20 protein-coding genes are annotated in these 22,532 nt (G+C 37.6%); 4 read left to right on the top strand and 16 right to left on the bottom strand.

The window, feature by feature from the left end; all coding sequences use genetic code 11:
* The 4 genes from E1140_RS12725 to E1140_RS12710 all read right to left on the bottom strand — a co-directional run.
* Window positions 1-812, bottom strand: an 812-nt coding sequence (locus E1140_RS12725; RefSeq protein ID WP_185153565.1) for a DUF3857 domain-containing protein, incomplete at its 3' end; no start/stop codon positions are given.
* 10 nt (window positions 813-822) lie between these two features.
* Window positions 823-2,769, bottom strand: a complete 1,947-nt coding sequence (locus tag E1140_RS12720; RefSeq protein WP_155184218.1) for a DUF3857 domain-containing protein — start codon at window positions 2,767-2,769, stop codon at window positions 823-825.
* Between the two features lie 57 nt (window positions 2,770-2,826).
* Window positions 2,827-4,014 (bottom strand): DUF4105 domain-containing protein, encoded by a 1,188-nt coding sequence (locus E1140_RS12715; protein ID WP_246202883.1) that lies wholly within the window; start codon window positions 4,012-4,014, stop codon window positions 2,827-2,829.
* A gap of 149 nt (window positions 4,015-4,163) precedes the next feature.
* On the bottom strand, window positions 4,164-7,322 hold the full coding sequence (locus tag E1140_RS12710) for a WD40/YVTN/BNR-like repeat-containing protein (RefSeq protein ID WP_155184215.1): 3,159 nt from the start codon (window positions 7,320-7,322) through the stop codon (window positions 4,164-4,166).
* A gap of 105 nt (window positions 7,323-7,427) precedes the next feature.
* Between E1140_RS12710 and E1140_RS12705 the strand changes: the two genes are divergently transcribed.
* The gene (locus tag E1140_RS12705; protein ID WP_425482027.1) at window positions 7,428-8,453 is read left to right on the top strand and encodes an SPASM domain-containing protein; all 1,026 of its coding nucleotides are present in this window, start codon (window positions 7,428-7,430) and stop codon (window positions 8,451-8,453) included.
* On the opposite strand, the gene E1140_RS12700 is transcribed toward E1140_RS12705, so the two are convergent.
* The 12 genes from E1140_RS12700 to E1140_RS12645 form a co-directional block, all read right to left on the bottom strand.
* Window positions 8,450-8,608 carry a FeoB-associated Cys-rich membrane protein gene (locus tag E1140_RS12700; RefSeq protein ID WP_155184212.1) on the bottom strand — a complete coding sequence of 53 codons (159 nt, stop codon included), beginning with the start codon at window positions 8,606-8,608 and terminating at the stop codon, window positions 8,450-8,452. The genes E1140_RS12705 and E1140_RS12700 overlap by 4 nt on opposite strands.
* A 35-nt stretch (window positions 8,609-8,643) precedes the next feature.
* Window positions 8,644-9,447, bottom strand: coding sequence for an inositol monophosphatase family protein (locus E1140_RS12695; protein ID WP_155184209.1), 804 nt, complete (start codon window positions 9,445-9,447; stop codon window positions 8,644-8,646).
* Entirely contained in the window at window positions 9,444-10,229 is a 786-nt protein-coding gene (locus tag E1140_RS12690) for a hypothetical protein (RefSeq protein ID WP_155184206.1), read from the bottom strand. The genes E1140_RS12695 and E1140_RS12690 overlap by 4 nt, the downstream gene beginning before the upstream one ends.
* Window positions 10,213-10,896 carry a 16S rRNA (cytidine(1402)-2'-O)-methyltransferase gene (gene rsmI / locus E1140_RS12685; RefSeq protein ID WP_155184203.1) on the bottom strand — a complete coding sequence of 228 codons (684 nt, stop codon included), beginning with the start codon at window positions 10,894-10,896 and terminating at the stop codon, window positions 10,213-10,215. The genes E1140_RS12690 and rsmI overlap by 17 nt, the downstream gene beginning before the upstream one ends.
* 1 nt (window position 10,897) lies before the next feature.
* Window positions 10,898-11,140, bottom strand: coding sequence for a 4a-hydroxytetrahydrobiopterin dehydratase (locus E1140_RS12680; RefSeq protein ID WP_155184200.1), 243 nt, complete (start codon window positions 11,138-11,140; stop codon window positions 10,898-10,900).
* A gap of 12 nt (window positions 11,141-11,152) precedes the next feature.
* Window positions 11,153-11,416 carry a DUF493 family protein gene (locus E1140_RS12675; RefSeq protein ID WP_155184198.1) on the bottom strand — a complete coding sequence of 88 codons (264 nt, stop codon included), beginning with the start codon at window positions 11,414-11,416 and terminating at the stop codon, window positions 11,153-11,155.
* A gap of 66 nt (window positions 11,417-11,482) precedes the next feature.
* Window positions 11,483-13,570 carry a peptidylprolyl isomerase gene (locus tag E1140_RS12670; RefSeq protein WP_155184196.1) on the bottom strand — a complete coding sequence of 696 codons (2,088 nt, stop codon included), beginning with the start codon at window positions 13,568-13,570 and terminating at the stop codon, window positions 11,483-11,485.
* A 113-nt stretch (window positions 13,571-13,683) separates the two neighbouring features.
* On the bottom strand, window positions 13,684-14,952 hold the full coding sequence (locus tag E1140_RS12665; RefSeq protein ID WP_155184193.1) for a hemolysin family protein: 1,269 nt from the start codon (window positions 14,950-14,952) through the stop codon (window positions 13,684-13,686).
* 168 nt (window positions 14,953-15,120) lie between these two features.
* A complete protein-coding gene (gene lptC, locus E1140_RS12660) occupies window positions 15,121-15,645 on the bottom strand; it encodes an LPS export ABC transporter periplasmic protein LptC (protein ID WP_155184190.1) in 525 nt (174 codons plus the stop codon).
* Window positions 15,646-15,699: 54 nt separating this feature from the next.
* On the bottom strand, window positions 15,700-17,004 hold the full coding sequence (locus E1140_RS12655; protein ID WP_155184187.1) for a tetratricopeptide repeat protein: 1,305 nt from the start codon (window positions 17,002-17,004) through the stop codon (window positions 15,700-15,702).
* Window positions 17,005-17,014: 10 nt separating this feature from the next.
* On the bottom strand, window positions 17,015-18,304 hold the full coding sequence (gene bamG, locus E1140_RS12650; protein ID WP_155184184.1) for a BamG family beta-barrel-assembly machinery protein: 1,290 nt from the start codon (window positions 18,302-18,304) through the stop codon (window positions 17,015-17,017).
* Window positions 18,294-19,001 (bottom strand): type III pantothenate kinase, encoded by a 708-nt coding sequence (locus tag E1140_RS12645; RefSeq protein ID WP_155184181.1) that lies wholly within the window; start codon window positions 18,999-19,001, stop codon window positions 18,294-18,296. Before E1140_RS12645 ends, bamG begins: the two co-directional genes overlap by 11 nt.
* Window positions 19,002-19,127: 126 nt before the next feature.
* On the opposite strand from E1140_RS12645, the gene E1140_RS12640 reads away from it, so the two are divergent.
* The 3 genes from E1140_RS12640 to E1140_RS12630 form a co-directional block, all read left to right on the top strand.
* Window positions 19,128-20,201 carry an anhydro-N-acetylmuramic acid kinase gene (locus E1140_RS12640; protein WP_155184179.1) on the top strand — a complete coding sequence of 358 codons (1,074 nt, stop codon included), beginning with the start codon at window positions 19,128-19,130 and terminating at the stop codon, window positions 20,199-20,201.
* Window positions 20,202-20,255: 54 nt separating this feature from the next.
* A complete protein-coding gene (locus tag E1140_RS12635) occupies window positions 20,256-21,482 on the top strand; it encodes a Glu/Leu/Phe/Val dehydrogenase dimerization domain-containing protein (RefSeq protein ID WP_155184176.1) in 1,227 nt (408 codons plus the stop codon).
* Between the two features lie 137 nt (window positions 21,483-21,619).
* Window positions 21,620-22,532 (top strand): sodium:proton antiporter (locus E1140_RS12630; RefSeq protein ID WP_343034247.1); only part of this gene is annotated, 913 nt, incomplete at its 3' end.

Below are 22,532 nucleotides of genomic sequence, written 5' to 3'. Positions count from 1 at the left end.
ATCAATTTCTCATCTTCTTTATCCTTAATGTAAACCTGGTCATAGAGGAGCATGGCTGCATCATTCCACTTAAATAATTGTCGGTTAGAAGCTTTATTGAATGATAATTTAAATTCCAGACGCAGTCTACTATTATCATAAGCAGAAAATTCTTCCTTCTTTAAAGGGGCAACATCTTCTGTTTTTAGGGTGTAGATATTTCTTTCTTCGGCTTGATCAAAGTTTACATCAGTCAGTCCATTGTAGCTTTTGAATTCAAACTCAAGGTTTCCAGGAGACAGTAGCAGAAAAGTACCATCAATAAGTGGTTCTGAGAACTGGTAAAACTCTCTGCCAAAGTAGCTCGGGTATGATTTTTTAGTATAATAATATTCTATTTCGCTACCTAATTCTGCTCCTTCAATCGCGAAAATCTTGAAACCAGAACCTGACTCTTCATCATTAATTTCTTTTATCTCACTTTTGTCAAATGTTATGGTCCTACCATCCTTAGTTATAGTTCGTGCCTGCAGATCTACTAAATCCAGAGCACTGTGCATGGGTATGTAAATTCTGTTATTTCGCGCTAGCGCGTTGTCATTATTAACTTTTATAATTTGATGTTCAGTCTGATATAAGTACAAATCACCGGTACCTGCCTCGTAGGTATATTCATACTGATGATGATATTTGACGTAGACAAATGGCAAGTCTTTTTGATCATCAGAGAGCGTAGTTAATTTACGGCCTTCTTCCCAGCTATATTTTTGATATTCCTGTCCTTGTGCCCATGTTAGTACAAGAACTAAGGCAATGGTTAATAGTTTTCTCATCATAGTTTATTTATGCTCCCTCGTTTTCCAGAATTAGTGCATCGCGATAGCTTTCGCTTAACTTTTTGATGCCTTCATTCCACAATTCAAACTGGTCTTTTTCTAAAAGCAGATAATCAACATAAAGCTGCTTGTTCAAAATGATTTTGTCTCCTTGCTGGATATACTGAATGTCAAAACCAAAGAGCTCATTCTTATAACTAACATTTTCAGGGAGATGTTTTACCACATAGTTTTCCGGAATCTGAAGCACTGAAGTGTTTTTGTGAATGTAATTGAATTCATTTTCAATGGGCTGTTTTCTTTCATCATCAATGATCTTATCAGTCAATGATTTGACTAAGTTCATATTAAAATATATTTTACTGCCAATCTTGCGATAATAGTCTTCCACTCTAAATTTGTAGTTCACCTCTATTGGTTGCTCCAAATCATCAAGATTACTAATCTGATAATCATCTAAAAAGAACTTGTTATTGCCTCTACCCATGAACTTAGTCATAAAATCATCAAGGCCTTTTTTGCTGCTTTTGATCATGTTATAACTATTAAAAACTTTAGGGAAACCAGCTATAGTCATATTTCCTGAGCCCACAATACTTCCATCTTTTAAAGAGTAAAATGAGCTATCACTTTTCATATTAATTGACTTATCAATTACCGGAACGGTCCTAATCTCATAGCCATTTTCATCCAAGGCTATTAGGGCTTCTTTACCCTGAATCATAGAAGAGGGTAACTTATAGGAAGAGTATTGAGAAGTAGCATCTAGATAGTAGTATTTGCCGTCATTGATATAGGTAGCAATCATGTGATTATCTACCATAGGCGATGGGTATTCAGAGTATTTGTATGGAATGTCTCTGGTGCCTATCCATGTAAAATGAGCATTAATACCAGCTGCGTTAAGCATATTAACCGTAATGCTTGCCATGTCTTTACAATCACCATAGCGCTTGTCACAAACATACTCTGCATTGTGAGGTATTAGCCCTCTCATGCCATCTTCAAAGGCAATGTATTTCACATTGTTTTGTACCCAATGAAAGATCTTTTTGACCTTTTCCAACTCTTCATCATTAGGGACTATAATCTCGTCAAGCACTTTTTTGATGTTAGCATAATTTCCTGACTTTAGCCCTTTGATAAATGTGGAATACCAACTAAATAGGTCATCTGGTGAGGCTAGCACCTGATAGGTTGACCCATTGGCCTCGTACTTTTGCACAATAGCCGCGATGTGTGGAGCTGTAAATCTGATGGGAGGCGCATCATCCTCAATTTTGAGCTTTTCCGCATTATTACACTCAAAAGTATATTTGATTCTTTTACCAAGATCTTCTGTTTTCTGCTTTACCAGATTAGCTTCATTGTTTATGATGTCTAATCTAATATCAACACCCTTGTCAACCGTAACAGTGAATTTAGAATGAACAATGGGCAAGTAGTTTTGAAACAGAAATGAGCCGATGAATTTAGGATCCTTAATCCTTTGTTCATATTCTAAAATGGTATGTGCTCCGGGCTGAACTGCAGGAAATATGAAGTTGATGCTTTTGCCATCATCGTAAAACACAGAAGAGCTTTTGTCAAAGGATTCTTTAAACTCAGTAACCTCAATAACCTTAAATTTCCGCTTTTCAGGGATTAATGTTCGGGCAGATATTTTTTCGTTTTTATAAAAGCTGGACGAGTAGATTCCATCTTTGGCATAGACATTTGATTTATCTCCAAGGTGTAAAGTCTCCTTGAGGTTTTTTGTAGTAACTATTAATGAGTCGCCACTTATTTTAATATCTACGTCTTCATAATACTTAAGAAAGATGGCCTGATCTTCAGGATACTTGGAGGTGTAAGTGGCCAGCTCATCCTGGTCTACCTTCTGTGCTTGTGTTAAAACGATTGAAATTGAACACAGAAGTATTGTTAGTATTAGTTTATTCTTCAGAAATGCCATAATGAGGTAACAGATGTTAATTAAAGCCTACTTCACAAATTCAGTCTCAGGTCTGTTTTATAGTCTATTAAGATACCTATACAGAAAGTACGATCTTAAACTAATTAGTGCAACGAAAGGAACCAAAGAATAGTGCAATTGCTGCGGAAGAAAAGACCCGAATACAACATTTAAAATACTTAAACTCAGTGTGAATAAAAAGTAACCTTTTAGCCATGCTGGTTTTTCTTTTTTAAGTAGCAAAAATCCGGCCACCAGATTTGTTGGCAGGGCCCAAATAAGGTTGAAATTATGGGACGCAGCTCTATGGTCTGTAGCAAACCAAAGTAGAAATAAAAGTAATCCTATAGCTCCGGTAACGAGAAAAAGAGCTACATCAAAACCAATAAAAAGCCGCTGCTTTTTTATTCCTAAATAGGTGATTAATATGCCTATGGCTAGTAAAATGCTAAAAACAACAAGCGGAGTAAATATTTGTGAAGGCACTTCCTCAGGTCTTGATTCGTAAGTCTTTTTAGTGAATTTGACCAATGGTTCTGAAGTACTGTCATTTTTTATTGTCGCATGATTGAAGCTGCTTTCAATATAATCAGGCAAAAACATATACATAAAAGGAGTGGCCGTTTTGTCCATGGGTAGCCCCAAACAGATATCAATACCTAAATCACCCCAAGGCTGCTGTGCAAGGTAGACATCTGTTAAATCACGGATGCTGTAGTCTGTTTCTATATAAGATCCATCAAAAGTGATAGCATCGCCAAAAGTTGTAATAAGAGCATCCCTAACACGGGTGGCACAGTTATCATAGAAATAGTCATACAAGTAATACTGATTTTCTGGTTTCATATTCCATTCCAGAAAGTTGAATAGCTTTTGCTTCTGTTCAGTATTTAGATTTAGTACCTGCTCATGGATATAGCGATTATAATAGATGTAATAATCTCTGAACCTGGTATAGTCCATAACAGCCAGTTTGTAATTGAGATTACCCCTGGCAAAATTTAAATAGAAGTTAGGCTGATCAAAATCAAAAACACCATAGTTGTAGAGCAGGTCAAGCCCATTGACAGGATCATGAACCCTAATAGCACTATGGCCAAAGGCAGAGTATAGCTCCCCCTGAAAGGGGCCGCAGGTAAGAATATTGATTTCAGCTTTCTCAGAAAGTGTAATATTCTGGGCTGCTAAATCAGCGGTGATACTGCCAGCTATGAGCATTAATATTGAAACCAGTAAAGCTCTCATATTTCTGTGATGATTTTACAAATCTTAATGTTCAGCATTATGACTGATTCTACCTAATAAAAATGCGAAAATCAGACCTTTGGTAAGATCTGATTTTCGCAAAATAGCCAATTAATGTATCTATTAGTTGACAGGGGCACTAGTTTAACCTACATGCCTATCTCTTCCTTATTATCTTCTTTCTTCTTTTTAGGAGCTATATATTCTACTCCTTTTTCTCTAAGTAAATTATTGAAAGCGGGAATGTCATTATTTAAAATTCCATTGACTGATTCACGCTGCTTGTTCCATTCTTGCTGAAGCTCATCAAAAAGTTCTTTTTCACCATCTGTAAGCGGTGGAATGCTTCCATCCAGGGTCTGCATTAGCTGGAACAATTGAACATCAAGCTTATTTCTGAAGTTAACCACATCCTGAAAAGTCTCTTGTTTAGGAGATATTAATTCACCTTCAACCTTGTCTACTTTTTCATTGATGCCATCTCCCATTTTTTTAATGTCTTCATCATTTGCTTCCCTTTCCATCATTTGATCTACTTGCTGGCGCACCTGCTGAAGCTTTTTCAGCGATTCGTATAAATCATCGATATTCTCATAAATATGGCCAAGCATATCTTGTTGAGCATTGATGTCAGCCATACTAATTTTATCTCTTGGATCAGGCTTTACTGTGAATTTTTGTACCTGGGTGTAGTCACCATAGGTGAGTTTTACACTGTACTCACCAGGACCAACCTGATAGCCTTGCATACCCAAGTTTGGAGGTGCCATAATATAAACACTTTCTGCAGGCTCTATATTTTCTAACCTTAAATCCCATTTGGCTACATTCATGCCTTCCTTCTTTTCAATTTTATTCCAACCTTTTTCACTATCAGTACTTAAAGTTCTAAGTAGTTTATCCTCACTATCCATAATTTCTAACTTCAGAGGAATAGTATCTTTCTCACTAACACTTTTCAGATAAAAATTAAGATGTGCTCCAGGGAAGGGGTTTTTTCCAGCACCAGTTACTGGTACATCCATATAAAAGGCACCTGTCTTAATGACATCATCTGGTTTGTATAAATAGACACTAGCATTTTTAACCTCTTCATCCACCTGATGGAGTGGTGTAAGATTATCTAAAACCCAAAACGCACGGCCGCTGGTTGCTGCAAGTAAGTCATTTCCATGAACCTTTAAATCAAGCACTGATACTGTTGGTAGATTTAATTTCAATGGACTCCATTGATTACCGCCATCAAAACTTATATAAATACCTGATTCTGTACCTGCATAAAGAAGGTTCTTTCTGCTCGGGTCTTCCCGCACTACTCTGGCAAATACTTTTGCCGGAATACCTGAAGTCTTTAACGACCATGAGTCACCATAATTTGTGCTTTTATAGATATAAGGGGTGAAATCATTGAATTTATATTTCATCACGGTAATGTAAACCGTGGCTGGATCATGAGGCGAAACATCGATTGAGTTGATTATTCCCTCACCTGCAGGCGTAATTTTCTTCCAGTTTTTGCCACCATCTTTGGTTATATGTAAGAGGCCATCATCCGCTCCTGCGTATATCACATTAGCCTCATGTGGCGATTCTGCAATTGACATTAAAGTATGGTAAGTCTCACCACCTGCTGCTTCATTGGTAATCGGGCCACCCATCAAACCAAGTTTGGCGGTATCGTTTCTTGTTAAATCTGGTGAAATATCTTCCCATTTAAGTCCTCTGTTAGATGATTTGTGAAGGACATTGCTTCCATAGTAAATAACATTAGGGTTATGCGCTGATACCATTACTGGAGGATTCCAGTTGTAACGGTATTTCATTTCATCTGAAGGCTCGCCTAGGTCAAAAACGGGGTAAGGCTTAATGGCTTTAGCTTTGCCGGTTTCCAAATTATATTCATCAATAAACCCAGTTATGTTTGATGAATAGATATAGGTTGGATCGTCTGGATTGAATGCAACATGGGCGGCTTCACCACCACCAACTCCTGCTATCCAGTCTTTCCAATCAATTGAAAAATCGTCAGTTCTACTTGGTATCGCAACTGTCGAATTGTCCTGTTGTCCACCATAAACCCAATAAGGGAACCTGTTGTCTGCATTTACCCTATAAAATTGAGCGGTTGGCTGGTTCGTTTGTGTTGACCAGCTTTTACCACCATTGAAACTAACATTAGCGCCACCGTCATTTGAATTTATCATGTTCGATGGATTTTCTGGATTAATCCATAAATCGTGATTATCTCCATGAGGTACACCGATTGGAGTAAAGGTCTTACCCCCATCAATTGATTTCATTAGTGGGGCGTTAAGAACATAAACTACATTTTCATTTTTTGGGTCGGCAAAAACGTGCATATAATACCATGAGCGAGCCCTCAACACTCTTTCTTTATTAAGCAGTATCCATTTTTCGCCACCATCATTTGAACGGTATAAGCCACCTTCTTCAGACTCAACAATGGCATATACTCTGTTCGAGTTAGCTCTGCTAACAGACACTCCAATTTTACCCATTAAGGCTTTAGGAAGCCCTTCTTCTAGTTTTTTCCAGGTCTCACCACCATCTGTAGTTTTATAAATGCCACTTCCTTCGCCACCACTTCTAACAAACCATGGTTTTCTTTGATGATCCCAATAAGCAGCATATAAGATTCGTGGATTGTTCATGTCCATAGAAAGGTTGTTAGCACCGCTGCTATTGGCTACAAAATGAACCTTCTTCCAATTTTTACCACCATCCACTGTTTTGTAGATACCTCTTTCTGCCGTTGGCTCATAAGGACTACCTTGTGCGGCCACATAGGCAACGTCTGGATTTTTAGGATGAATTCTTATTTCAGAAATTTGAGACGTTCCATCCAGTCCGATGTGAGTCCATGTTTTACCTGCATCGGTAGACTTGTAGACACCATCACCATGAGAGGTCATCACACCTCTGATACATGCTTCTCCTGTGCCTACATAAATAACATTAGGATCAGATTCAGCTACAGATATGGCTCCAATAGAAGTAGCATTGAAGAAGCCATCAGAAATATTTCTCCAATTAATACCCGCGTCATCAGTTTTCCAAACGCCACCACCAACTGACCCAAAATAATAGGTCAAAGGATCTCCAATTACTCCTGAGGAAGTAGTAGATCTGCCACCTCTAAATGGACCGATGTTACGCCATGTCATAGCACTGTATAACTTCTCATCGTAGGTTACGCCTGATTCGGATTTAGATTTCTTTTTTTGTGCGAATGAAGGAATGCACAAAAGGATAAATAGAAGAATGATAAGGTTCTGATTGATTTTCATTTGTGGATTGATTGTTTTGGTTGACAATAGAAATTATAAGATAGGTATTTCAATTTACTTATCATATCCAACTTATTTAAAAGGCTTGTGTCTTATATTTAGCTCGTGAAAGCGAAATTTGTAGATGGGCTGAATTTTATAATGAAGGTAGGCAGACCTTCCAGGTCATGGAATGCTTTGCTATTGGTTTTTAGCTATTTACTTTCAAGGATAACCCGAAGCCCGATTCATTGGGGACAGCCCATTAGCCTGTCATTTGAGCCAACAACTTCATGTAATTTGAGATGTCCTGAATGCCCAAGTGGTTTAAGGTCTTTCACTCGTTCCACAGGCATGCTTGACGGGAGTTTGTTTAAGAATGTGATGGAGGCTCAAAAATCTACATTGTCTTATTTATTGTTTTATTTTCAAGGAGAGCCTTACCTGCATCCTGAATTTTTACAGCTTGTCAAAGAGGCCTCTAAGCGGAAGATATATACAGCTACCTCAACGAATGCACATTACCTATCTGAGGAGGTCGCTAAAAATACTATTGAATCGGGCCTTGATCGGTTAATTATTTCTATTGATGGCACATCACAGGAAACTTATGAAGCGTACCGAGTGGGAGGTAAGTTGCAAAAGGTTATTGATGGAACTCGGAATATTATTAAGTGGAAAAGACAATTGAAGTCCTCAACCCCTCATATTATTTTTCAGTTTTTGGTGGTTAAGCCAAATGAGCATCAGATTGACGAGGTTTACCAGCTAGCCGATGAGCTGGGAGTTGATGAAGTATTGCTGAAGACAGCACAGATTTATGATCATAAGAATGGATCACCATTAATTCCCGATAGCGATAAATATTCAAGGTATAAGAAACAGGCTGATGGTACTTACAGCATAAAGAGTATGTTACTTAACCATTGCTGGAAGATGTGGCATTCGAGTGTAATTACCTGGGATGGAAAGGTTGTGCCATGTTGCTTTGATAAGGACGCACATCATGTTTTGGGTGAAGTAGAAGGAAGCTCGTTTAAAGAAATATGGAAGAGCGAGCCATATCGTCAATTTAGGAAATCGCTTTTGAAATCAAGATCAGAAATAGAAATGTGCAAGAACTGCACGGAGGGCACCACAGTTTGGGCTTAGCTTTTAGAATTGGCCTTCTTGAATTGATGCACTGGAGAATCGCAACCACAGCCTTTAGAGCAGCCTGACTCACCCTTGTAGCTATCGTAGATTGATTTACCCACATATGCTACAGCTGCCAAAAATATAACCCCTATTAGTAGTTCTTCTATCATGATTAGGTAACGACAAAGATAAAGGATTGGTTCTTTTAGCCTTTACTGTTATTCCATTCTTTTTTAATGATATTCAACAGCTCAGAATGAACAGCATTGGCTGCCACTATTTCTCCTCCGAAAATGTAGTTGTAGCCTCCTGAGAAATCGCTGACAATGCCGCCAGCTTCTTTGACAATCAAAGTCCCGGCAGCCACATCATAGGAGTTGAGATTGTATTCAAAGAATCCTTCAAATCTGCCGCATGCTACATAGGCAAGATCTACCGCTGCACTTCCCATTCTTCTTAAACCATGAGTGCATTGCATCAAAGAATTCAAAATGGATAGGTAAGCATCCATACCTTCGAAGTTGGCATAGGGAAAGCCTGTGGCTAATAAGCTGTCTTTTAACATACTGTTGTTAGATACACTTATAGTCTCACCATTGCAAAAGGCACCTAGTCCATCAATTGCATGAAAAAATTCATCTTTATTAATTTCATAAACCACCCCTAATACAATTTTCTCATTTTGCATTAGTGCCACACTAATCGAGTATATTGGAAGCCCATGAGTGAAATTCGTTGTGCCATCCAAGGGGTCGATGATCCAATTATATTCATCACTCTTTTTTGTGCTTGTGCCTTCTTCTGTAATAAATCCCGCTTCGGGAAGAATTTTATGACAACCTTCTACTAGTTGAATTTCAGCTTGCTTATCGACATAACTTACTAAATCATTAAAGCCCTTATGCTCGATTTTATCAGTGGAAAAAGACATGGCTTCGTCTCTGATAAACTGACCCGTTTGTAAAATAACAGGTCTCAGCTGATCTAATATTTGAGGTAAGAGGTTCATTTGGTTATTTTCTTTTTTACCAGGGCGTATATTGTTAGCAACACTGCCACCCAGGCAGAAGTTCTTCCTAACCATTCTCCTTTTTCAAGATAGTCAGTGTTTTCTAGTGGAAGTCCTGAATAATTGTCAATCATTAGCTGTCTTGAAATGTTATCTCCATCAATATTCCAAATTAATGAAAGCCAAAGGGGAGAGGTTATGATTATGGCTGCATAGACAAGGCTTAGTATCCTGAGCTTAATTTTGAAGGGGCCATTAGCATCATACAAAACAAAGGATAATATTAAATTTGAAGCAAGTGCCCACAAAGTGTATCCTAAAAATCCTGTAAAGTGCGAAAAGTTAATAACTGGCAGTTTTGATAATGCACCAAATACAAAATAGTTTCCCAATTCAGGGTTGATGAGCAAAGCAAAGTACTCGAAAGCCAGCCAGTAAATAACAAAAGTTACCAATCCTAAATTGCTATTCAGGTTCTTTTGAACCAGCCAATAGAGGCTTGTAGTTAGTGCTACACCTAGAGGGTAAATGAAAAGATAAAAGTCAAATGAATTGCCTGTAACTAGAAACCCCAGCATAGGACCAATTGATAATGACAGAGCAAGTGCCAGTCCATATTTTATCGGAGTATCACCGTTAGCAATGGAGTCTTTTAAAATTATAAAAACTGGGACAAGAGCAAATAACAGAACTACTGAAAGATTATCTGCTAGTAGGCCAATAGTGACTAAGGCCGTAGATATAGCAAGAGTTGGAATTAGGCCTTTAAGATTTTTTTCCATCAATTATGATAACAATTTCTCCTTTAACCTGTCCTTTGCTAAAATGTTCTTTTATCTCCTGAAGTGTTCCGTTAACAGTTTCCTCATATAATTTTGTCAGTTCTCTGGAAACTGAACCCAACCTTTCTTCACCAAGAACTTCTATTAACTGATCTATAGTCTTAACCAACCTGTGAGGTGATTCATAAAGAATAATCGTGCGATCTTCTTTTGCTATTAGCTCTAATTTTGTCTTACGCCCTTTTTTGTGTGGCAGGAATCCTTCAAAAACAAAACGATCTGATGGCAATCCTGACTTCACTAAGGCCGGAACAAAAGCAGTTGCTCCTGGTAGACACTCAATTTTTATATCTTCTTTAAGGCATGCTCTAACAAGCAAAAAACCAGGGTCTGATATTGAAGGAGTACCTGCATCCGAAATTAATGCCATTACTTCTCCATTTTGAAAGCGCTGTATTAATTGCTCTACAGTCTTGTGCTCATTAAAAATGTGATAGCTCTGAAGAGGTTTTGATATTTCATAATGTTTCAGAAGCTTGCCTGATGTTCTGGTATCCTCTGCAAGAATAACATCAACGAATTTTAAAATATTAAGCGCTCTTAAAGTAATGTCCTCCAGGTTACCAATAGGGGTGGGGACAAGGTATAACTGTGTATTGTCTTCCAACTCAGTTGAAATTTTGTGCTAGTTCATCAATAGCAGCGGCCAGTTTGTGATCCTTGTCAGTCACTATGTCTCCAGCGTCATGGGTATTAAGCTGAAAGTCAACAGTATTATAGACATTTGACCAATTAGGGTGATGGTTCATTTTTTCTGCTACAATCGCCACACTGCTTATAAAACCGAAAGCTGTTATAAAGTCTTTAAACTTGAATGATTTGACAAGCGTATTATTTTCTTCTTTCCACATAGCTTATAAAATTTATAAGGCAATAACACCTTCTACCTTACTGGCTTTGATATAATAATCAATTATCGTGTCGCTGCTTTGTGCCATCACCTTGGCTGTAATGCTTATATAATTTCCTTTGCTGGAGGCTTTTTCCTTTACCTCATGCTGATGAAATATGACTTTCACTTCATCCTCTTTCCCCTTAGGCACTATAAACTTAAATGAGTAAAGAGAAGGCCATTGGTATTCATTATCCAATTTTTCTTTAAAAGACTTGATTGAATCTTCGTGCATATTTCCTTAAAATAAGAAAAGCGGGATAAAAATCCCGCTTTTAGTAATAATGATTAAGCTGTTTAATTAATAGAACTTGTAACGTTCATCTTTAATATCAGCATTTTCTTTAATAGCTTCAGCGATGTTGTAGCCTACTCGGCCAGCTACTCTTTGCTGAATCTGATCTTTGTAAGTAGCATAGTCAGCTATTTCAGGAGCAGTAGTCAAGTTCTCCATTGTGATTATCAAGACGCCATTCTGACCTGCAAAAGGAGCAGATGTTTCACCTGAGTTCAAAGAGAATGCTTTACCAACTGCCTCAGGGTCGAAACCAACACTTGGCAAAGAAGTTGTGCTTAATAATAAGTTGCTTGAAGAATAAACATTAGCGTCATCGCCATAGGCTGCTGCTTTCTCATCCAAACTTCCAGATAGACCGTTAAGCTTAGCAATGATCTGCTCGCCTTTTAATTTATTTTTAACTTGATTTGTAATGTCTAGTTTAACAATATTGAATTCATTGTAGCCTTCTTCAATTTCGCCAGTCATAACTGCTACAGCATAGGCATTATCAAGTTCAAATACTTGTGAAATAGAACCTTTAGAAGCATCAGTGAATAACCACTGAACAACCTGACGTGCTTCACCTAAATTAGATACTCTTCTATCATTAGGTTTTAAAGTGCTAACTCTTCCTATTTGTACAGTATCTGCAGCAGCCTGAGATTCGAAGCTAGCGATGTCATCTACACTGTTTGCAAATAAATCAGCCTTAGTGTAAGCAGCATTGATAGTTTCATCACTTGGCAATACTTCTCTTAGAATAGTAGCTACTTTGTAACCAGTGTTAGTTTTTAGTTCATCAACTCTGATGATATGGTAACCAAATTGAGTTTTAACAACATCATTTAAAAGACCCGTTGTAGTAGCTTCAAATACTGGCTTTTCAAATTCGGCAACCATTCTACCTTTAGAGAACCAACCAAGGTCGCCACCTTTTGTTGAAGTTCCATCAGTACCGTGCTCACGAGCCATAGCTTCGAAGTTTGCACCATCTTTTATTTGTCTAAGGATGTCTCTTGCATTTGCTCTTGCTTCATCATCTTCACCCTTGACAAGGATGTGACTAGCTTTAGCATATCCTGTAGTATCCTCATATATGTCCGTTACTTTATATAGTTTGTAACCCTCAGTTTCAAGGTAGGGTCCGCGTACGTCACCTTTTGTGAGATTTCCAATATTTGCTTTTAGTTGTGCAGGAAGTGTTCCTGGGTGATACTGTCCGAAGAATGTATCACTATCTGTATTCAAACCTGCAAATACTGAATCATCTTGTACAGTTTTGAATTCTTCCTTAAGCGTTTGCATTTCTTCTTTTACGAATGCAGTATCAGCTGCTGATGGAATGATGTCGAAGCTCACATAGCTTAGAGACCTTGTGTTATCCACCTTGTATTGTTCTTTGTGCTCGTTGTAGTAAGTTTTTAATTCACTGTCACTAACTGTGATAGAAGAGTCACTGATAGCATAAAAAGGAACATAAAGGTATTTAACCTCAGCCACATCATTTTGTGCGCTGTACTCTTTCATAGCTTCTGCCTTAGTCACATAATTTGTGTTTAATAGCAGATTCTCATACTTTAATCTTCTTCTTCCCGGGCCTAAGTCTTTTTTGAAAAGCTCCCAGCGAACCTGAGCGTTAGGGTCAAGGTTTGGCAACTGCTGTAAGTAAGACAGAAATTGCTCTCTATCATACTGGCCTGTTTCAGGATTTGTAAATGCCTGCTGAAGGGAAGGATTAATGTTTTTACCTTGTAGCATGTCCCAAACTTCTTCGTCAGTTACAGAAACACCCACTTTATCATATTGCTTTTCAAAAGCATATTGCGTGATTAAAAGATCCCATGCCTGCTGACGTAAAGTTGGTTTCTCTCTGTCTGTAGCTTGTCTGTTAAAATTGAGGATGTAATTATTCTCTCTTTCCTGAACAGCGTTTTGAAATTCTTTTAGTGAAACATCATGTCCGGCTATTTCACCAACATCATTTCCACCACCCATTATAGATGAGTTAGGACCAAAAAGATCCGCCAACACAAAAGACATAATTGCTATCGCTACCGCAGCAACTATGAATTTTCCCATCTTATTCCTCAATGTATTTATTAATGCCATCTTGCTTGTTTTATTACTTTCTTAAGTCTAAAAGAGGCGCAAATTTAATGAGTATATCACTAAAATCAAACTACCTTTTTTTTATAGAAATTATTTGATGAAAAACTGAATATTTAATGCTCTGCCACTTCCAATTTTATGGTCTCAATTCGTATGTCATTGGTAGACTGAATGGTAAAAGTATATGGTGGGTGTTCTATTATTTCTCCTACATCTGGAAGGTCTTCTGTCAATGTTAAAATCATGCCTCCAAGGGTTTCATAGTCGCCTATGGGTAAATTCCAGTTGTATTTATCGTTTAGATAATCAATCTCATGTCTTGCACTGAAGATATAAGTGTTTTTGTCTATTTCCTGTTCTACCCAATCCTCATCGTCATGCTCATCCTGGATTTCACCAAATATCTCCTCAATAATGTCTTCTATACTGACAATACCTGATGTGCCTCCAAATTCATCGACTACCAGGGCAAGACTTTTGCGCTCAGTGATGAATTGAATCATAAGCTCATTAGCCAGCATGGTTTCTGGAACAATAACTATTTGAGTCAGAATATCTTCGATCTTTTTAGGCTTTTTAAAAAGCTCTAATGAGTGGCAGTAACCTATGACATCATCAATCGAATCTCTATAAACCAATATTTTTGAATGCCCACTTTCTATAAAAGCTTGCTTGAGCTCTTCAATAGTATCTTCAACCTCTACCGCCACAATCTCAGTTCTAGGTAGCATGCACTCACGAACTCTTATGGTCTTGAATTCAAGGGCATTGTTAAATATTTTAGTATCAACCTCAACATTTGATTCCTCATCTGCCAGAATCGTGTTCTTGATATAGTTATTCAAATCGGTTAATCTGAATACTGGCGTATCATCCTCATAAGGATGCTTGAAGATATTAGTGATTATAAATTTCGAAGAAGAAACGATCAAAACTACAACGGGATACATCAGTCGGTAGATGATATCCATTGGCAAAGCAAATACCCTCAACATGGTGTTGGGGTTGATCATGAAAATGCTTTTAGGTAAAAATTCTGCTGTAAATAAGACCAGTATCGTTGATAGAATTGTCTGCGAAATCATCACTGTTGGCTCATTTAACAATAAGGCAGGTAATGACTCCCGGATTATTGGATCAAGCAATCTAGCCATATAAATACCATAGATCACCAATGCTAGCGTATTGCCCACGAGCGTGGTGCTAATAAAGCGAGAAGTATTCTGAATGAACTTGGAGATAATTTTATCCGTCCAAATGCCTTTTTTGTTTTGGAGCTCAATATGGAGCCTGTCAGCGGAAACAAAGGCTATTTCTATACCTGAAAAAAATGCTGAAAGCATTAAGGTGGCCAATATTGGCAGGAGTAAGTTTAAGTCCATTATTTGTTGGAAGATCGATCTTTACCCTTCATGAGCTGATATAAAAATAATAGACTTATAGTTAACATAAAAATCCAGTACGAATAGGAGAAGCCTAAGGTGATGGTTTGGTGTACAGCAATTATGAAAAGTGCTACAGTAGCTGAGAATATAAGAGTAGTGGATAATTTATTCATCAATATAAAATTCGCCCTCAGGTTGCTTAATCGTATATTCAGAAAAGTCTTGCTTGGCTTCTAATCCTTTGCCATATAACACTTGGTCTGGCAGCCTAATCGTGACAAACTTCTCTGTGAACATCCTTTCTTCAGATGGTTTCCAGAAAAGCTCTTCTGTATCAAGCTCTTGCTGGTTTTCAATATTTTTTATTACCACATTGCCTCTGCCTCGCCAATGGTCTTCCTCTTTGAAGTATTTGGCTTCATCGGCTTTTAGTGTGGTGGTCATTTTTCCGGTTTCATCAAAGAATTCCATATAAATTCCTTCTGGGAACTCTCTGTCACCGCTGGCAAACTCAAGAAATTTAGGAGTTATAAGTTTAACCCGCATTGTAGCCGACTCGCTACGATATAAAACCATATCTTCTGCCATATTGATAGGGCCTTCATAAGGTTGAAGGTCATCAATTTCTTTATCTGTGTTGCCACAGGCCGAAATAATGATGAGGAGTGATATGATTTTAATTGCTTTCATCAACTAAAAAGGCCATAGAATAACTTCCATGGCCTTTCTTTCAAGTTTATAATATTAGTCTCTAGTTCTAATAGTAGTCGTTTCACCTATCCAACATCCAACTGTGATTGAAGCACCAGCATTGTAGTTGTATGTGAATATCTCTTCTTTAGATGGAAATTGCTCTTTAGCAGATTGCATCATTTTTGAATTGCCAGCTCTTTCGAACATATCGTATGCTGCAAGGAATACCGCTCTATCTTTTACGATATCCTGTTTTCCAGCACAGTTCTCGAAGCTACCATAGTATAGATATCCAATTGCTCCATAAGCTTCTCTTTTAGTAGGATCAGCAGCTAAAGCTTTTCTGTACATTTCTCTTGCAGCAGAACCTGACTTCATTGTACCTAACTGAATGTACATATCTGCTTTATTACCCGGATCTTCAGTTAGACTGATAGCTTGAGTGAAGAATTTCTCAGCTTCTTCGTTATTCTCACCTTTTAACTTCAATCCAATGTTTTTGGCAAGTCCAAACTCAGGCTGTTTTTCCTGTATTTTTTTACCGGCTTCTAACCACAATGGATCATCAGTACATTTTCCGTTCAACATGAAACCGAAAATTTTCTTAGCAAGTTTTAAGTCATCTGGGTTGTCATTGAATTTAGGTCCTAAGTTGTTTCTAACGAAATCACAGTCAACTTTAACTACAGACACTAACATACCGTCAACCTTTGACTTGTAACTGTTCCATCTCTCATCGTCATTGCCTTCTGCAAGATTATAATCAATGATACTCATGATTTTGTCATATCTATCCAGAATCTCAACTTCAGTCAATTTCTTAACATACTTGGCATTATTTACTACTGTACTCATATAAGGAAGTATCACGTAGTAATCCATGTCATTACCTTTAAGCTCAAAAGCTCTGTCAAAAAGCTCAAGCATGTTAGGCAACTCACTTACCTTTCTTGCATTCTGCTTATAAGTTTCGTAAGCCTCTCTTACTATTACAGCCTCTTCTTCACCACAATATTTAACACGCATAGTGTACATCATAATTAATGAGTCAAAGTAAACCTGCTGTTGAGCTTCATCTTTAGTGCTCTCCATTAAGCCTTTGTATATTTTCTCACCATTAATGTAGATGGCAGTGTTAAGATCAGGTGCATTTTCAAGAATCCACTGGTGAGGCTTTTTAGCAGCCTCAAAGTTGCTATTTCTTAATGCATCTGTGTATAGCACATTTTTCTCTTCTGCTGTTGCCTTCATTTCACCTTCAGGCCATTTCCAATCGTCACACTGAGCGCTTACTACGCTCGCCTGTGCCGCAAATACTAAGAACAATAAAATGTGTTTCAAACTAGATCTTTTCATAATCTTAAAATTAATCATACTTCCTTTTAATAAACCACTGGTCATTGAATGTAATTCCCAGGTAAACTTTGTAATAGTTTTCTTCAATTGAAGTTTTGTCAACGCTTCCTCTTTTTCCAAATCTAAAGGCCATGTCAAAACTTGAATATCTACCCACTGGCAAAGACCATCCAAAATTAATGCCAATATCCTTAACTTGGTTTAAAGTGTTGTTGTTATTTATAACATAGGGCGTATTTTCATATGAAGCCCCTAATTTATAAGTTACACGGCTAAAGTAGCTTGTAACCGAAGATGGGTCTGGAGTGAATTCTCCACCTAATGTTACCTTATAACTGTCATCTAAATCCGTATTTTCTCCTTCGAAGTTCTGGTAAGAAGACCATTGCTGCATTTTTACATCTAAACCAACCATCCATTTAAGACCTCTGTTAAATGAAATGCCAGCACCTATCGCACTTGGGAGTACAATTGCTCCTCTTTGGTTATTTACTAATGTATCAGATGAAATGGCAGGTTGACCCCCAACACTTCTGTCAAAACTCTCGAATTTTTTTGCATTAACATTTGATTCAAAATCATACGTTAATCCAGCTTTAAATTGAATCCTGGAATTAAATATAGAGTCTTGATTGAAAGCAAGTCCAGCTCCAAAAACAAAATCTGAAAGGTTGATTCTGCTATTTACTATTGGAGTATAAACATTGCCAATATCCTGAATGGTATTGGAAAATCTTTTTTCAACTGAACTGAATAAATAAGTTGCTTTTACACCTACAAAGAATCTTTTATTTATAGCATAGCCGTTAGACCAGAAAAGCTGATTATAACCTCCTGTACCTTCTTCGCTAATCTCTACTAAATCTGTGCTACCAGTTACTGTTGAAGTATAACTGAAATTGTAATCTACATTTGAGTAAGGTAATAAGCCTATGGCGGTAGTCCATTTGCCTGGCATTACTGGAAAAGCAGTAGCCAAATAATTGATGTTACCTCCCCCGTGCTGCTCACTGGCGCCATTGCTTTTTAGGTTACTATTAACGCCAACAAAACCTGCAGAAAATACTGTTAATGAATTATAAGGAAGTAGAGCAGGGTTCATGTTATTTAAATGCCAGTAACTACCATTACTAATACCTAAACCAGCAGTACCCTGATTGTGTGCTAAACTATTATCAATAATATCTCCTATACCTAAAGATGTGAAAGGTGATTTTGTAGCCTGACCATTTGCAACCATCGCAAACCCCAACAACACTGTCAATACCGAAAGAAACCGGCTTGTTTTTCTATGATACATTATACTGTAAAATCCCGTTTAAACCTCTCAAAACCAATTCAGGGGCTGCAAATATGCTAGCTTTGAGCCTTTTTTCAAAAAAAATGCTGTCACCCCCACAAATAATAATCTGCAAACTTCCGTATTTGTCACTATACATCCGAATTATTTGCTCTATTTCGGCCGCTATTCCATTGATTATTCCACTTAAAATTGAATTTGCAGTAGTATCACCAACTAAAGGGGCTTCTTCTATAGGCTCAACTAACGGCAAATTGGCGGTAAAAGTATTTAGTGCCTTCAAACGCATGTGCATTCCTGGTGAGATACCACCGCCAAGATAGCTATTGTCAATAAGCACATCGTAAGTAATACACGTGCCCAAGTCAATCACTAAGCTGTTAGCGCCATTGTATTTAAAGTATGCACCTGCAACACCTGCAATTCTATCAAGCCCAAGTGTCTCTGGAGTTTTGTATCCAATTTTAAAAGGCAAGGAAGTTTTATGGCTAAGTGTTAAAGTGCTTGTCTTTATGTACTCTGTTATGGTACTTGGATTAACTGATGAAGAACTGATAATGCAATGCTTCGGATTGTATTCCTTTTCAATTGCAGGTAACTCCTTCAATTCTACAGGGCTCAGAACCTTGATTAATTCATCTTTTTCAAATAAACCAACCTTGCCATACGTATTGCCAAAATCTATAATTAAATTCATGCCTGCTTATTGAAACATTGAAGAAGCCTAAGACTTTATTATAATCGATTAATTTTAACAAAGACACAAAAATTCAATGGTCGCATAATTTTTGGTCTTTAAAATTCTGATTGGAACCTTAAAATTATGAAAAAAAATGACAGATATAGTGTAATTGGGCTGATGTCTGGAACATCACTTGATGGACTGGATATTGCACACTGTCATTTCTCGAAAGCAGAGAATGGCTGGTCATTTGAAATTGAAAGAGCAACCACTATTCCTTACACAGAGCAACTTCAGGGTTTGCTAAAAGAAAGTACCACACTTAGTGGTCAGAAATTGGCAAAACTGGATATTGAACTTGGGCAATGGTATGGCAAGGTTGTGAATGACTTTAAAAGAAATTCCAATTTTGACTTCATTGCATCCCATGGACATACCATATTTCATCAGCCAGAGCAAAGGTTGACCTTCCAAATTGGAAATGGACATATAATAAATGTAGAAACTGGCTTGCCAGTTGTTTTTGACTTTAGAACTATAGACGTGGCGCTCGGAGGTCAGGGCGCACCTCTGGTACCTATTGGTGATAAGTTGTTATTCAAGGACTATGAAGGCTGCTTGAATCTGGGTGGTATTGCTAACATTTCATTTGACACTAATGATAAGAGAATAGCTTTTGATATATCTCCATGCAATATGCCAATCAACTATTTGATGAATACTGTTGAGAAGTCATTTGATGATAAAGGAGAGCTAGCCAAATCTGGCAGCGTGATAAACGACTTATTATCAGAATTGAACTCACTTCCTTATTATAAGGATGGACATCCTAAGTCTCTGGGTTATGAGTGGGTAGATCATAATATCCATAAGAAATTAAATACGGATAATTATTCCCTTCAAGATTTGCTGTGCACGGCCGTTGAACACATAAGCATTCAGATTGCCAATGTTATAAATTCAATTCCAAAGCAAGAGGTCAAGGTTCTGGTTACGGGTGGTGGTGCAAAAAACGAGTATATGATTGAAAGAATTATAAATCATCTTGATTCTGGGAAAGAGTTGATTGTTCCTGATTACAAGATAGTTGATTATAAGGAAGCTTTGATTTTTGCCTTTTTAGGAGTTTTAAGAGTGAGAAATGAAGTTAATTGTCTTTCATCGGTGACCGGAGCCAGTAAGGATTCTTCTGCTGGTATTATGGTTGGTTTTTGATGTTTAAAATTCCTTAGTTTTGCGGCCTACGCTAACATTCAACTTTAAACTTATATGAAAGAACTTCTAGATAAATTTGAGAACAAGAAACCTGAAATCGTTTTCGAATGGAGTGACCCTGAGACTGAGGCAGAAGGCTGGGTTGTTATTAATTCTTTAAGAGGAGGTGCTGCCGGGGGTGGCACCAGAATGCGCCAGGGGCTTGATAAACGCGAGGTAGAATCACTGGCCAAAACAATGGAGATTAAGTTTACAGTGTCAGGCCCAGCTATTGGAGGTGCTAAATCTGGAATTAACTTTGATCCGAATGACCCTAGAAAGAAGGGAGTGTTGGAAAGGTGGTATGCGGCAGTAAAACCTTTACTAAAATATTATTATGGAACAGGTGGCGATCTGAATGTTGACGAGATACATGAAGTAATACCTATGACCGAAGATGTTGGGGTGTGGCATCCGCAAGAAGGTGTTTTCAATGGCCACTTTCAGCCAAGAGAACCAGAGTTGATCAATAGAATTGGTCAATTGCGACAAGGCGTTATCAAGGTTTTGGAAAGTGAGAAGTATTCTCCTTCACTAAGTAAGAAATATACAGTGGCTGACATGATCACGGGATTTGGCGTGTCCGAGGCAATTAGGCATTACTATGATATTTGGGGAGGCAATGTAAATACCAAAAGAGCAGTTATTCAAGGCTGGGGCAATGTGGCTGCAGCTGCAGCGTTTTACCTTTCTCAAATAGGAGTAAAAATTGTAGGTATCATTGATAGGGATGGCGGAGTGATGAAAGAGGAAGGATATTCTCATGAAGAAATTAGAGAATTGTTCTTAACAAGGGATGGAAATAAGCTAAGCACGCCTGACATGATCCCGTTTGACGAGATCAATGAAAAAATCTGGGATCTGAATTTTGAAATTTTTATACCAGCGGCAGCTTCTCGATTAATTACAAAAGATCAGGTTGAACGAATGATTTCATCAGAATTGGAGGTATTTTCTTGTGGTGCTAATGTGCCATTCGCAGATCCTGAAATATTCTTTGGTCCTACGGGCTTATATGCTGACAGTAATTTTTCGGTAATTCCAGATTTTATTGCAAATTGTGGAATGGCTCGAGTTTTTGCCTTTTTAATGGAAAGTGAGGTGGAATTGACAGATGAATCAATTTTTGATGATACGTCTAATATTATAAGAAAGGCTCTTGAAAAGACTTATAAGAAAAACCAGTCAAGAACAGATATAGCCAAAACATCTTTTGAAATAGCCTTGAACCAGCTTGTATAAATTACAAAACTTAACAGTATTTAATTTTAATGGTAATATTTGATTACTACTAATTCAATATATTTGGGCTTTGCCTGAATGACACAACTTTGTAAAAGAGTTAGTATTTCGATAAATTTTAATGAAAATTTCCTTTTGTGAATAAAACACTAGTAGGCTTTTTAGTAATATTTTTTTCTTTTATTTCCATCAACGTCTTAACGGCTAAAGAGGAAACAAAAGCCACCACCACTGTTGAGCAGTCTGTTGATAATCATGCAAGTGATGATTCACATAATCAAGAACACGGCACTGCTGACGGAGAAGGACACGAGGAAGCTCATATGCCTCCAGCATGGACTGTACTTCCCTTTGTAATTCTATTAATAATGATTGCCACAGGCCCATTGTTCTATGAGCATTTTTGGCATAAGAATTATCCTAAAGTGGCAGTAGTCTTTGCACTACTGGTAGTAGCCTACTATTTATTTGTACTTCATAATACCCATAGTCCCGTACATGCCTTGGCTGAGTATGTACAGTTTATCGCTTTACTGGCGGCTCTTTATATTGCCTCTGGTGGTATCATGATAGATATCGATAAGAAGGCGACTCCAATGGCTAATGTTATGTTGTTAGCACTGGGAGCGGTAATAGCTAATTTGATTGGAACAACGGGAGCATCAATGCTATTGATAAGACCTTTTATGAGGTTGAATAAAACAAGGATCAAAGCTTACCATGTTATATTCTTCATTTTTATAGTTAGTAACGTTGGCGGTTCATTAACACCTATAGGTGACCCACCTTTGTTCTTAGGCTTCTTGAAGGGAGTACCATTTTTCTGGACTTTGGAGCACAACATTGTCCCATGGTTTGTGGCTGTACTTATTTTATTGGTAGTATTCTATCTGTTTGATATCAAAAATAAATCTAATTACTCTTTAGGCGATGAGGAAGTAAAATTCTCCAATAAAATAAAATTGATAGGTTCTAGAAATTTCATTTGGCTTGGTCTGGTCATAGGCTCAGTTTTTCTAGATCCAAATGTGCTGCCATGGGTGCCGGCTA

The organism is Fulvivirga lutimaris (assembly GCF_009711525.1).
GTDB lineage: Bacteria > Bacteroidota > Bacteroidia > Cytophagales > Cyclobacteriaceae > Fulvivirga > Fulvivirga lutimaris.
The sequence above is the reverse complement of the archived record's forward strand: the minus strand, read 5'-3'. Positions and strand labels throughout refer to the sequence as shown.